The organism is Streptomyces spinoverrucosus (assembly GCF_015712165.1).
Classification (GTDB): domain Bacteria; phylum Actinomycetota; class Actinomycetes; order Streptomycetales; family Streptomycetaceae; genus Streptomyces; species Streptomyces spinoverrucosus_A.
Genome location: NZ_JADPZX010000001.1, coordinates 4,466,773 through 4,479,317 on the forward strand (window position 1 = coordinate 4,466,773; position 12,545 = coordinate 4,479,317).

General features: G+C 72.9%; 13 protein-coding genes. 11 read left to right on the forward strand and 2 right to left on the reverse strand.

Annotated elements, in window-relative coordinates; genetic code table 11:
* Nucleotides 1-2: 2 nt before the first annotated feature.
* The 10 genes from I2W78_RS20170 (at nucleotide 3) to I2W78_RS20215 (ending at nucleotide 11,171) form a co-directional block, all read left to right on the forward strand.
* A complete protein-coding gene (locus I2W78_RS20170) occupies nucleotides 3-1,316 on the forward strand; it encodes a glycoside hydrolase family 36 protein (RefSeq protein ID WP_196461683.1) in 1,314 nt (437 codons plus the stop codon).
* Complete coding sequence (locus I2W78_RS20175) at nucleotides 1,313-3,328, forward strand: beta-galactosidase (protein WP_196461684.1); 2,016 nt, start codon at nucleotides 1,313-1,315, stop codon at nucleotides 3,326-3,328. Before I2W78_RS20170 ends, I2W78_RS20175 begins: the two co-directional genes overlap by 4 nt.
* A 47-nt stretch (nucleotides 3,329-3,375) precedes the next feature.
* Nucleotides 3,376-4,164: a DNA-formamidopyrimidine glycosylase family protein gene (locus tag I2W78_RS20180; protein ID WP_196461685.1), complete on the forward strand. Its 789-nt coding sequence runs from the start codon at nucleotides 3,376-3,378 to the stop codon at nucleotides 4,162-4,164.
* A gap of 111 nt (nucleotides 4,165-4,275) precedes the next feature.
* Entirely contained in the window at nucleotides 4,276-6,204 is a 1,929-nt protein-coding gene (locus I2W78_RS20185) for a WD40 repeat domain-containing protein (RefSeq protein WP_196461686.1), read from the forward strand.
* 5 nt (nucleotides 6,205-6,209) lie between these two features.
* A complete protein-coding gene (locus I2W78_RS20190) occupies nucleotides 6,210-6,746 on the forward strand; it encodes a hypothetical protein (protein ID WP_196461687.1) in 537 nt (178 codons plus the stop codon).
* Nucleotides 6,746-8,380, forward strand: coding sequence for an Hsp70 family protein (locus tag I2W78_RS20195; RefSeq protein WP_196461688.1), 1,635 nt, complete (start codon nucleotides 6,746-6,748; stop codon nucleotides 8,378-8,380). Before I2W78_RS20190 ends, I2W78_RS20195 begins: the two co-directional genes overlap by 1 nt.
* Nucleotides 8,381-8,391: 11 nt before the next feature.
* A complete protein-coding gene (locus I2W78_RS20200; RefSeq protein ID WP_196461689.1) occupies nucleotides 8,392-8,604 on the forward strand; it encodes a DUF2997 domain-containing protein in 213 nt (70 codons plus the stop codon).
* On the forward strand, nucleotides 8,601-9,176 hold the full coding sequence (locus I2W78_RS20205) for a 4Fe-4S single cluster domain-containing protein (RefSeq protein WP_196461690.1): 576 nt from the start codon (nucleotides 8,601-8,603) through the stop codon (nucleotides 9,174-9,176). Before I2W78_RS20200 ends, I2W78_RS20205 begins: the two co-directional genes overlap by 4 nt.
* Nucleotides 9,173-10,732, forward strand: a complete 1,560-nt coding sequence (locus I2W78_RS41440; RefSeq protein ID WP_196461691.1) for an AAA family ATPase — start codon at nucleotides 9,173-9,175, stop codon at nucleotides 10,730-10,732. Before I2W78_RS20205 ends, I2W78_RS41440 begins: the two co-directional genes overlap by 4 nt.
* Nucleotides 10,733-10,763: 31 nt before the next feature.
* A complete protein-coding gene (locus tag I2W78_RS20215; RefSeq protein ID WP_196461692.1) occupies nucleotides 10,764-11,171 on the forward strand; it encodes a DUF1257 domain-containing protein in 408 nt (135 codons plus the stop codon).
* Here the strand turns inward: I2W78_RS20215 and I2W78_RS40585 are convergent.
* Nucleotides 11,143-11,640, reverse strand: coding sequence for a hypothetical protein (locus I2W78_RS40585; protein WP_230885519.1), 498 nt, complete (start codon nucleotides 11,638-11,640; stop codon nucleotides 11,143-11,145). The two genes, I2W78_RS20215 and I2W78_RS40585, sit on opposite strands and share 29 nt — an antisense overlap.
* On the opposite strand from I2W78_RS40585, the gene I2W78_RS41695 reads away from it, so the two are divergent.
* The gene (locus tag I2W78_RS41695) at nucleotides 11,587-11,823 is read left to right on the forward strand and encodes a PEP-utilizing enzyme (RefSeq protein WP_374222727.1); all 237 of its coding nucleotides are present in this window, start codon (nucleotides 11,587-11,589) and stop codon (nucleotides 11,821-11,823) included. The genes I2W78_RS40585 and I2W78_RS41695 overlap by 54 nt on opposite strands.
* On the opposite strand, the gene I2W78_RS20225 is transcribed toward I2W78_RS41695, so the two are convergent.
* Nucleotides 11,726-12,442 (reverse strand): NAD(P)-dependent oxidoreductase, encoded by a 717-nt coding sequence (locus I2W78_RS20225; RefSeq protein ID WP_196461694.1) that lies wholly within the window; start codon nucleotides 12,440-12,442, stop codon nucleotides 11,726-11,728. The two genes, I2W78_RS41695 and I2W78_RS20225, sit on opposite strands and share 98 nt — an antisense overlap.
* Nucleotides 12,443-12,545: the final 103 nt, after the last annotated feature.

Consider the following 12,545-nt stretch of genomic DNA (forward strand, 5'->3'; position numbering starts at 1 on the left):
CCGTGCCCCACTCCTTCACCCCGCAGGCCTCCGTGCCCGTGGACGTCGGCAGAGCCCGCGTCCACGAGGAGGGCTGGCAGTCCTGGAGCCCCAGCGGCGCCTACGCCCTGACCGACCGGCCGTACCGCCCCACCAACGCCAACTGGGCGACGGTCTGCTACCGCCCCGGTCACTCCGTCCCCGAGGGGACCTTCCAGGGCGAGGGGCTGCTCGTCCTCGACCCGGGCGACGGCTCGCCGGTCCGCCTGTGGGCGGCGACCGACCCGACCCGCGAGGTCCCCTCGATCCGGCTGGCCGTGACGGACGGCACCGCGGAGGTGAGCGCGAACGGCCCGGTGAAGGAGTGGACCGGCACGGACATCCAGTCGGCGCCGGCGGACTGGGCCTCGACCCTGGACCTCGCCGCCCCCCGCCCCGCCCCCACCGTCTGGTGCTCCTGGTACGAGTACTTCACCGCCGTCACCGAGGACGACATCCACGAGAACCTCCGTGCGATGGACACCCTCGACCTGCCCGTCGACGTCGTCCAGATCGACGACGGCTACCAGAGCGCCCTCGGCGACTGGCTCACCCTCTCCGGCCGCTTCCGCTCCCGCGAGGGCATCGCGAACGCGATCCGCGCCCGGGGCCGCCGGGCGGGCATCTGGACGGCCCCGTTCCTGGTGGACCCGAAGAGCGAGCTGGCCGCCGAGCACCCGGAGTGGCTGGTCAGGGACGCGTCCGGCGCCTTCCGCCACGCGGGCGTCAACTGGGGCCACGACCTGCACGTCCTGGACACCACCCACCCCGAGGCGGCGGCGTACCTGACGGAGGTCTTCCGCACCCTGCGCGCCGAGGGCTACGACTACTTCAAGGTCGACTTCCTCTACGCGGGCGCGCTGGACGGCGTACGGCACTCGGACGTGGACGCGATCACGGCGTACCGCTCCGGAATCGAGCTGATCCGTGAGGCGATCGGCGCGGAGGCGTACCTGCTGGGCTGCGGGGCGCCGATCCTCCCGTCCATCGGCCTGTTCGACGCGATGCGGGTCAGCCCGGACACGGCACCGCACCGCCGCCCCGAGGCCGACGACTACAGCCAGCCCGGCCAGGACCCGGCCGAGTTCACCGGCGTCGGACGCCAGTGGCAGCACGGCCGCCTCTGGATCAACGACCCCGACTGCCTGATGGCCCGCCCGGCCGTCGAGACCCGCGAGCGCTGGGCGGCGCACGTCGAGGCGACCGGCGGCCTGATGGCCTCCAGCGACCGCCTGCTGTCCCTGGACGAGTGGGGCGTGGCCACCACCCGACGGCTGCTGGGAGGTGCCGACCGATGAAGCCCGAGCTCAAGCTCCCCGGCATCGCCTACGGCGGTGACTACAACCCCGAGCAGTGGCCCGAGGAGGTCTGGGCCGAGGACATGCGCCTGATGCGCGAGGCCGGGGTCACCATGGTCAGCGTCGGCATCTTCTCCTGGGCGCTGCTGGAGCCGGCCGAGGGGGAGTACGACTTCTCCCGCATGGACAAGATCCTCGGCCTGCTGCACGACAACGGCATCGCCGCCGACCTGGCCACCCCGACGGCGGCCCCGCCGGCCTGGTTCTTCCGCAGGCATCCCGAGGCGCTCCCCGTGGACAGGGACGGGCGCAGGCTGTCGTACGGCAGCCGTCAGACGTTCTGCCCCAGCAGCCCGGCCTACCGCAGGGCGGCCCTGCGGATCACCCGGGCGATCGCCGACCGCTACGCCGGGCACCCGGCGGTGGCGATGTGGCACGTCCACAACGAGTACGGCTGCCACAACGCCGAGTGCTACTGCGACACCAGCGCGGAGGCGTTCCGGGGCTGGCTGCGCTCCCGCTACGAGGACCTGGCGGCGCTGAACGAGGCCTGGGGCACCACGTTCTGGAGCCAGTGGTACTACGACTGGGACGAGATCCTGCCCCCGCGCCCCACCGGCGCGGTCCCCAACCCCACCCACCAGCTGGACTGGCGCCGCTTCTGCTCGGACGAGCTGCTCTCGCTGTACGTGGCGGAACGGGACGTGCTCGGCGCGGCGGCCCCGTCGATCCCGGCCACCACCAACTTCATGGTGATGTACAACTTCGACGCGCTGGACTACTGGCGCTGGGCCCCGCACCTGGACGTGCTGTCCAACGACCACTACCTGCGGTCCACGGACCCCGAGTCGGAGATCGACATCGCCCTCAGCGGCGACCTGATGCGCTCGCTGGCGGGCGGCCCCTGGCTGTTGATGGAACACTCCACGGGCGCGGTGAACTGGCAGCCGGTCAACCGGGCGAAGGGCCCGGGCGAGCTGCGCCGCAATGCCCTGGCCCATGTGGCGCGCGGCGCCGACGGCATCGCCTATTTCCAGTGGCGGGCGGCGAAGGCGGGCGCCGAGCAGTGGCACTCGGCGATGCTCCCGCACGCCGGCACCGACAGCCGGATCTGGCAGGACGTGGTGCGATTGGGCGCCGACCTGCGGGCGTTGGCCGAGGTCCGGGACAGCGCGGGCACGGCCGAGGTGGCCGTCGTCTGGGACTGGAACGCCCGCTGGGCCCTGGAGCTGCCCTCCCAGCCGAGCGGCGAACTCCGCTTCCTGGACCTCGTACGGGACTGGTACGAGCCGCTGTGGCGGGCGGGCGTCGCGGTGGACTTCGTACGCCCGGACGCGGACCTGTCGTCGTACCGCCTGGTGCTGGCGCCCAGCCTGTACCTGGTGGACGAGGCCGGTGCGGCGAACCTGACGTCCTTCGCACGGCGGGGCGGGGTCCTGGCGGTCGGCTTCCACAGCGGTGCCGTGGACGAGAACTGCCATGTCCGGCTGGGTGGTTACCCGGGCGCGTTCCGCGAGGTCCTGGGCGTGCGCGGCGACGAACTGTTCCCGCTGCTGCCGGGCGAGTCGGTCGGCCTCACGGGCGAGGTCACGCCGGGCGCGACCGGGACCCTGTGGTCGGAACGGGTGCGCACGGAGGGCGCGCGGGTGGTGGCGACCTACACGGAGGGCCCGCTGTCCGGCCGACCGGCGATCACCCGCAACGCGTACGGCGAGGGCGTGGCCTGGTATGTGGCGACGCGGCCGGACCCGGCGACCCTGGGCGCGCTGCTCGACCGCATCCGGTCGGAGGCGGGGGTGGAGCCGGTGCGGACGACGCCGGAGGGGGTGGAGGCGGCGCTGCGGCGCGGTTCCGACGCCGACTACCTCTTCCTGATCGACCACTCGGGCCGGGGCGGTGAGGTCGCCGTGTCGGACGGGGCGACGGAACTGCTCACCGGGAAGCCGGTGGGGGACGGTTCGGTCACGGTGCCGGCGGGCGGGGTCGTCGTGGTGCGGGAGCCTCGGCAGTAGGCCACGGTTGAGATGCGCCGTCGCATCGAGCCACATGGAGCCGTGCCATGCCCGAACTACCGGACGTCGAGGCCTACCGCGAGGTGTTCCAGACCTGCGCGGTGGGCCGGGTCGTCCGGCGCGTCGACGTCCGGGACGCCGGAGTCCTGCACGGGGTGAGCGCCCGGCGGCTGCGTGAGGCGCTGGAGCGCCGGAAGTTCACCGGGCTCGAACGGCACGGCAAGTGGCTCCTCGCCCGCACCGGCGGCGGCCACACCCTCATGCTGCACTTCGGCATGACCGGCCGCCTGGTCTGCGACCACCCCGACGCCGCCGCCGAACCGCACGACCGCGTCCTGTTCACCGTCGGCCGCGACCGTCAGCTCCGCTTCCGCGACCAGCGCAAACTCCAGGGCCTGTGGCTGGCCGACGACGCCGGGGTCGCCCGGTTGCTGGACCGGCAGGGCCCCGACGCGATGGCCGTGGACCGCGAGGAGTTCGAGGCCGCGCTCACCGCACGGCGCGGCAGCCTCAAGAGTGCGCTCATCGACCAGTCCGTCCTCGCCGGACTCGGCAACCTGCTCGCCGACGAGATCCTGTGGCGCGCCGGGCTGCGCCCCACCGGCCGGGCGGGCGACCTCACCGAGGCCGACCGCCGCCGCCTGCACACCGAGATGCGCCGCACCCTGCGCTCCTCGGTCACCGCCGGCTGCGTACCGCCGCGCGACTCCTGGCTCACCGGCCACCGTGACGACCCCGACCCGCACTGCCCCCGCTGCGGCACCTTCCTGCGCCGGACCCGCCTGGCGGGCCGGACCACCGTGTGGTGCCCGCGCTGCCAGCCGGGGGACGCCTGACGAAGGACGGCTCGGGACCGGTCCCGGCCGGGTCGGAGCACAGTGTGCGGCGGACACGTTGGCCTGCGAGACACGCGAGGCAGCACATGGAGACCGCACCCAGGTGGCCGGATGACTGATCCCCGGCTTGCCCAGCTGACTGCCAGAATCACGGACACGTCCAGGATGTTCGGCCCGCGACGGCGCCGACGGGCGGCGCGGGAGCTGGCCGCGCTCGGCACGGCCGACGCGGTGGCCGTGCTCGCCGAGACGTTCACACGGTCCTCCGACCCGGTCGTCGACGAGATCGCGCGCGCCGCCCTGGAGGCCGTCCAGGAGCAGGACGCGGTCGACGCGGTGGCGGACGCGGCGGTCTCGACCGGCGACGAGCGCCTCGCGGGCATGCTGGCGCGGGCGGGCCGGGCGCCCTCCGACCCCGGCCGGCATGCCGTGGTGCTGTTCCTGGCCGGTGAGTTCGACCGGTACGCCGACCTCGACTTCGACGGGAGCCTGCTGCGCGGCGTCCACGCCGGGGCCGGGACGGCGCTGCGCCGGCGACTGGCCGAGAAGGCGCGCGCCGGAGGGCGGCTCGAATGGGTGCGGGCGGTCGCCGACGGGGCCGCACGCCAGTCCGGCCGGGTGTCCGACGTCGAGTGGGACGCGGTGGTCCAGACGCTGACGGGCGCCCAGCGGTGGGACGAGCTGTGGCGGCTGGCGCTCGACGCCCCGGCGGCGCGGGCGGCGGCCGTCGTCCGCGCTCTGGGGGACGCGCGCTGGCGACTGGCCGACATCGACACGACCGGCTACCAGGAGCTGGTGCGGCTGGCGCGGCGCGCCTGCGCCGCGGAACTCCCCGGCACCACGCCGTTCGGCGAGCGGCAGGCACAGGTCATCCACTCGAACGCCGACGTCCAGTCCCTGACCGTCACCCGCGACGGGACCCGCGTGATCAGCGGCAGCAGCAGGGGCGACACACGGATGTGGCAGGTCCCCTCGGGAACACCGGCCGGCCCGCTCGCGACCGGCGACGGCTCGAAGCGCGTCCTGACGATGGCGACCACGCCCGACGGAAAACTGGTGATCACCGGAGACCTGGGCGGCGGCATCAAGGTCTGGGACCTGCGCTCGGGCAGTGTGGTCGGCGAATACGCGCACACCATGGCCAAGCGCAACGTGGTGCTGGGCCGCAACCTTCTGGCGGTCGCCCTGTCCCCGGACGCCGATCTGATGGCCAGCAGCGGCTACGGCCCCAACGTGCAGTTGTGGCGCCTGTCCTCGGGCAGGCTGACCCGGACCACCACCCTGCGGGCCGACGAACTGTGGGTGCCGTGCCTGGCCGTGAGCCCGGACGGGAGCATGCTCGTCAGCGGCGGCCAGAAGGGCAATGTGCGCCTGTGGCAGCTGCCCGGCGGGGCGCAGATCCGCGCCCTCGAAGGCCACACCGACCATGTCGGCTCCCTCGCCATCACCCCGGACGGCTCGCTCCTGGCCACCGGCGGCTACGACCACACCGTACGGCTGTGGCACCTGCCCTCGGGCGAGCCCGCCGGCGTCCTCACCGGGCACACCCAGCTCATCCGGGCGCTGGCCATGACACCGGACGGCAAGCTGCTGGCCAGCGCCGGCCAGGACAGCGTCGTACGGCTGTGGCATCTGCCCTCGGGCCGGCCGGCCGGGGAACTGAGGGGCCACCGGGGCACGGTCGAGGCCCTGACCGTGAGCCCGGACGGCTCACTGCTGGCCAGCGGTTCGAGCGACGGGCGCATGCTGTGGTGGACCCGCAAGCTGTCGAAGCTCGACGCCCTGGTCCGTACGCCCCTCGGCGAGGTGGATCCCGCCCGGATACGCCACTTCAAGGGCTCCTACGACCGGTTCTCCACGGCGGAACGCGCCTGGTTCGACCTCGTCGCGGCACTCGTGCGGTGGCGGCACCGGCACGACGTCGAACTCCTCGACGCCTCGTACGGCGACCAGGCGGCGCCCCACGACGTCGAGTTGAGCGACGACCACGGCACCCCGGCCCCGCACCGGCCACGGCGCAAACGGAAGGGGAGGCGGTGAGTGCCATGACGATACTGCGGAAGCTGCTGCCGAGAAGGGCGGACCAGAGCCTGCGGCAGCGCAGCGAGTTGAGGCAGGCCCGGCTGGAGATCGCCGAGCGCGACCGGACGATCGAGCGGCTGCGGGCCGAGCTCGCCCGGGCCCGCGCCGGCGCCGAGGAGGGCGCCCGGCAGCGGACCCGCGCCGACCTGGAACAGCTGGTCACGACGATCGGCTCGCCCCTGGTGCAGTTGTCGACGCAGGCGCACCTGCACCGTTCGGGCACCGCGCAGGTGCGCGCCGGTGACGTCGTGGAGGTCGGCACCCGGCTGCTGCGGCTGCTGCGTGACGTGGGCGTCGACACCGTCGGCGAGCCCGGCGCCGCAGTGCCGTTCGACCCGGATCTGCACGAGCCGCTGAGCGCGGCGGTGACTTGCGCGCCGGGAGAGCCGGTGCTGGTCCGGGTGGTGGGGCTGTCCTGCGACGGGCGGACCGTGCGCAAGGCCGGTGTGGACGTCCCGGGTGACAGGAGCGGGACGGCCGACGAGAAGGGGGAGCACTGATGGCGGGCCGGCTGGGTGTCGACTTCGGTACGAGCAACACGGTCGTGGCCGTCTGGGACGAGGCGTCGGCCCAGGGCGTGACCGTCGGCATCCCCGACTACGGGCGGCTGCTCGGACACGGCGCCCACCGGGTGCCGGTGGTGCCGTCGCTGATCCACTACGCCGAGGACGGACGGCAGTTCCTCGGGGACCAGGTGCTGTCGGCGGGCAGGTACCACGCGGCGGGCACCTTCCGCTGGATGAAGCGCTACGTCTCCAACCGCAGCCCGCAGAAGATGACGGTGAACGGCCGCAAGGTGTCGCCCGCCGAGGCCGGCCGCGACTTTTTGTCCACGGTCCTGGCCTTCGCCGCCGTCGAGACCGGCTCCGAGGGCGAGGAGATCGCCCTGACCGCCCCCGTCGAGTCGTTCGAGCACTACGAGGACTGGCTGGCGGAGGCAGCCGAGCGGGCGGGCATGCCCCGCTTCCGGCTGATCGACGAGCCGTCGGCGGCCGTGCTCGGCTACGGCGCGCACATCCGGCCCGGCCACGCCTACCTGATGTTCGACTTCGGCGGCGGCACGGTCCAGGCGGCCGTGGTGCGCGTGCAGGACGACGACGACCGCGCGGGCTCGGGCCGGTACTGCCGGGTCCTGGGCAAGGCGGGCGACGACATCGGCGGCTCCACCATCGACCAGTGGATCTACGAGGAACTGCTGGCGCGCTGCGGCCGCCACGACAGCGAGGAGGACGTACGCCGGCTCAGCCGGGCCCTGCTCGTGGAGTGCGAACGCGCCAAGGAGGCCCTGTCCGAGCCGGGCCGCGAACGCGCCGAGATCAGCGTCATGAACCCGGACACCGGTGCCGTCCTCGGCATCGACCTGATCCGCAGCGGTCCTGAGCCGCCCGGCGAGCGCGTGGTGTCGTTCGAGGACCTGCTGGACCGGCGCGACCTGTACTCCCGTATCGACCGGGTGGTCCGCCGCGCCCTGCGGGCGGCCGCCACCCGCGGCTACGACGAGGACGACCTTTCCGCGGTGCTGATGGTCGGCGGCAGCAGCCTGATCCCCTCGGTGCGCCGGACGCTGGAGCGCATCTTCGGCCGGGAGCGGGTCCTCAGCGACCGGCCGCTGGACGCCGTGGCCCGAGGCGCCGCGGCCTTCGCCGCCGGCACCGACTTCCACGACCACATCCAGCACGACTACGCGGTGCGCTGGTTCGACCGGAAGAGCGGCCGGTACGAGTACCGCACCTGCGTCAAGGCCGGTACGGCCTACCCCACCACCGAGCCGGTCCACACCATGACGGTCCGCGCGACCCACGACGGGCAGCGCGAACTCGGCATCGCCATCTACGAACTCGGCGGCCGGCGGCCCGGCGGCGGAGCCACCGGCGAGACCGAGCTGGTGTGCGACCCGTCGGGCGCCTGGCGGGTCCGCGAGATCTCGGCCGAGGACGACGACATCCGCAACCGCTTCTGGATCAACGAACAGAGCCCGATGTTCCTCAACGCCAAGCCGCCCGCGTCCGCCGGACAGGCGCGGTTCCGCGTGGAGTTCGGCATCGACGCCAACAAGCGGCTGCTGCTGACCGCGCACGACCTGGTCAGCGGGCGGGTCACCCACCGCGACTACCCCGTCGTGAAGCTGACGTAGGGAGACGGCACATGGAGTTGCAGGAAGTCGAGGTGTTCATCGCACCCGACGGCACCACCAGGATCGAGGTGCGCGGGGTGGCGGGCGCCGGCTGCCTCGACCTCACCGAGGACCTGGAGAAGGCGCTGGGCGGCCGGATCGTGGAACGCGAACTGACCGCCGAGGCCCAGGCGGTGATACAGCAGCGCGCCGCGGAACGACTGCGCCGCGAGCCGGGCTCGTGAACCGGTCACAGCGCGGGCTGCGCCTCCACGGCTTCGAGCCGTACAGCGCCGCGAACGGCCCTGGCGTCCGAGCCGTCGTCTGGGTCCAGGGCTGCACCCTCGGCTGCCCCGGCTGCTTCAACCCCGAGACCCATGCGCGGGGCGGCGAAGAGACGCCCGTGGACGACCTGTTCGAGCGCATCCGGAGCCTGGGCGACCGCATCGAGGGCGTGACGATCAGCGGCGGCGAGCCGCTCCAGCAGCGCGAGCCGGTCCTGCGGCTGCTGGGCCGCGTCCGCGCCGAGACCTCCCTGTCGACCGTCCTGTTCACCGGGTACCGCTGGCCGGAGGTGGCGCGGATGCCGCAGGCGGCGGCCCTGCGCGACTGCGTCGACGTACTGCTCGCCGGGCGGTACGAGGCGGGGCGGCGCATCGCCCGGGGCCTGCGCGGCTCCGCCAACAAGACGGTGCACCTGTTCGGCGACCGCTACACGCCGCACGATCTCGACGCGGTCCCGGACGCGGAGGTGGTCATCCACCCCGACGGACGGCTGACCCTGACCGGCATCGACCCGCTGGAGGTGGGCGAGTGAAGAAGGAGTACGACGGTGTGGGCCCCGTTTCGGGTTTCGAGGGGGAACTCGATCTGTTCCTGCGGGCGCGCTACACCCTGGTGGTCGTCGTCACCCTCGAAGAGGAACGGGCGCTGCGGGCCATCGCCGAGGTCTGCGAGCGCGGCCGGCGTCCCTGCCTCGCCTGGGATCTGGCGGACGGGTTCGAGGTGCTGAGCGGCAAGCCCGGCAACCTGCCCGTCGCGAAGGACCCGCTCACCGTGATCGAGCAGGTGGAGAAGGCGGACGGCGACATCACCTTCGTACTGAAGGACTTCCACGACTGCTGGTCCAACCCCCAGGTGAAGCGGAAACTGCGCAACACCGCGCAGCGGCTGAAGTTCACCCGCAAGTCCATCGTCGTCATCTCGCCCGCCCGCACGGTCCCCGAAGAGCTCAGGAACGAGACGGAGGTGCTGGAACTCCCGCTGCCCGACGCCGACCAACTGGACGGCGTGCTCAGCGGGCTCACCAGGACCCCCGGCATCAAGGTCGACCTGACGCCCGGCGGACGGGAGAAGCTCGGCCAGGCGGCCCTCGGCATGACGGCCGCCCAGGCCGGCCGCGCCTACGCCAAGGCCATCGTCCGCGACGGCGCCCTGGACGAGCGGCACATCGAGGCCGTCGTACGGGAGAAGAAGGAGGTCATCCGGGAGAGCGAGGCGCTGGAGTTCTACCCGGTCCACGAGACCCCCGACGACGTGGGCGGTCTCGACGTACTCAAGCAGTGGCTGCGGCTGCGGGAGCGCGCCTTCACCCAGGAGGCGCGGGACTACGGGCTGCCCGCGCCCAAGGGCATGGCGCTGATCGGCATCCCGGGCACCGGCAAGAGCCTGACCGCCAAGATGATCGGCGGACTGTGGCGGCTGCCGCTGCTGCGGCTCGACGTCGGCGCCCTGTTCGGCTCGCTGGTCGGCGAGGCGGAGGAACGCACCCGCCGGGCGCTGAGGCTGGCCGAGACGGTGGCACCGTGCGTGGTGTGGATCGACGAGATGGAGAAGGCGCTCGCCCACGGCGGCGGCGACTCGGGCACCAGCACCCGGGTGTTCGGCACGATCCTGACCTGGATGCAGGAGAAGACGGCCCCCTGCTTCGTGGTCGGCACCGCCAACGACGTCTCCAGCCTGCCGCCGGAGGTGCTCCGCAAGGGCCGCTTCGACGAGATCTTCTTCCTCGATTTGCCCACCGCCGAGGAACGCGCCGAGATCTTCTCGGTCCACCTGCGCAAACGCCGCCGACTGCCGGGCGACTTCGACATCGCGCAGCTGGCGGCTCGCGCCGAGGGGTACGTCGGCGCCGAGATCGAGCAGACGATCGTGGACGCGATGTACGTCGGCTTCCACCAGGACCGTGAGTTCACCACCGACGACATCCTCACCGCGCTCGCCCGCCAGGTGCCGCTGTCGGTGTCCCAGCGCGAGACCATCGGCGCGCTGCGCTCCTGGATGCGGGAGGGCCGCGCGCAGTCGGCGTCCTTCGACGAGGCGGTGGAGGCGGAACGCCAGTTCGTCGTGCCGCTGGAACCGCTCGGCCACTGATCCGCTGTGCCAATTCCCGGATGGAGCATCCATGTCGCACTTCACCACCATGACCACCCAGCTCACCGACCCGGACGCCCTGCGCGCCGCGCTCGCCGACGTGGGCTACGGCGAGGTGGAGGTCCACGACACCGCCCAGCCGCTGTACGGCTACCAGGGCGACGTGCGCTCCGACCGCGCCCACGTCATCGTCCGCCGCGCCCACATCGGCCGGGCCTCCAACGACATCGGCTTCCTGCATCAGGAGGAGGGCCACTACTTGGCGGTGATCAGCGAGTACGACCGCAGGAAGCACGACGAACGCTGGCTGGGCAAGCTGACCGCCCGCCACGCCTACCACCTCACGACCGGCACCCTGGCGGCCCAGGGCTTCGCCCTGACCGAGGAGACGACGGAACGGGACGGGACGGTCAGGATGGTGCTGCGCCGGTTCCAGTGAGCCGGCCCCAGTGACCGAAGAGGAGCGCGAGCTGGGCGTCGAGCGCCGCTGCGGCGTCCCCCTCGGCGTACTGCCGCGACAGCGGCTGCAGGCCCAGCCCGTCGACGAGCGCGAGCAGCCCGGCCGCGCCACGTTCGGGGTCCGCGCCGTCCACCGGACCGGCGGCCCGGAGGCGCGCGTGCCGCGCTGGCCGGAGGACCCGGCCCCGGTCTTCGCGATGCTCGCCAACTACCCGCGCGTCACCGACCCGGAGCAGGCCCCGGCCCGGACGTCGGACGGCCGCACGCTCACCGGCATGGGCGCGGCCGCCGGGCGGGTCGGCGGCCGCGCCCGAGTGGTCCGCGACCCGGCGGACACGCACGTCGAGCCGGGCGGGATCCTCGTCGCGCCGACGACCGACCCGGGCTGGGCACCGCTGTTCCTCACGGCGGGCGGGCTGGTCACCGAGACCGGCGCGGTGATGGCGCACGGGCCGACGGTGGCGCGGGGGTACGGCATCCCGGCCGTGATCTGCGTACCCTGCGCCACCGAGACGAGCCCGCCCTGCACTGAACCTAGGCGTGGTCGGGGGAGCCCCCGGTGTGGGCGAGGGCGCTCGGGGTTCGGCGGCCGACGATCGCCGGGGCCTCCTGGACGAGCGTGTCGTCGGTGAGCGCCTCCACCATGAACAGCGCGAAGTCCACCCGGCGCGTCAGATTGCTGGCCAGGACCGGGTCGCCCACGTGTCGGCTCCACACGGGCAGACCCTGGCTCTCCCCCTCCTCCAGGCTGCTGCCGCGCACCACGGTCCACCGGGTGTCGCTCGCGAAGATCCGTCGGCACGCCTCCACCTGGTCGTCGATCTCGACGGCCCGGACCAGCCTGCCCAGCGCGGCGGCGATCCGGACGCCCAGGGTGAACATCCGCGAGTACCTGTCCTTGCCGTCACGAGTGATGTGCCAGCCACAGGAGAAGACGAGCCGCGCACCCGGCCGCGCGTGGTCCAGCACCGCCTGCGCCGTGCCCGACGAGTACTGCCGCACACCCCAGGGCACCAGCACCGTCAGCACCCCGTCGCACCCGGCGACCGCCCGCCGGATCACCTCCGGGTCGTTCGTGGGTCCGGGGACGACGGTCATCCGGCCCTCGAACGCGGCCAGCTTCGGCACGCTGCGCTCCCGGCACACGCCGACCACCTCGTAGCCGCGTTCCAGTGCGTGCCGAACCATGTACTGCCCGAGCTTCCCCGAAGCCCCGACGATGCAGACCTTCTTCATCCGATCCGTGCCCATGGCGCAGCCCCGCCCCTCCACCGCCTGCTCACCTTATGTTGTAAGGCACGCTAGCCTTATGCTGTAAGGTAGTCAAGGCCGGGAATTGTCGGAGGAGTTGGAA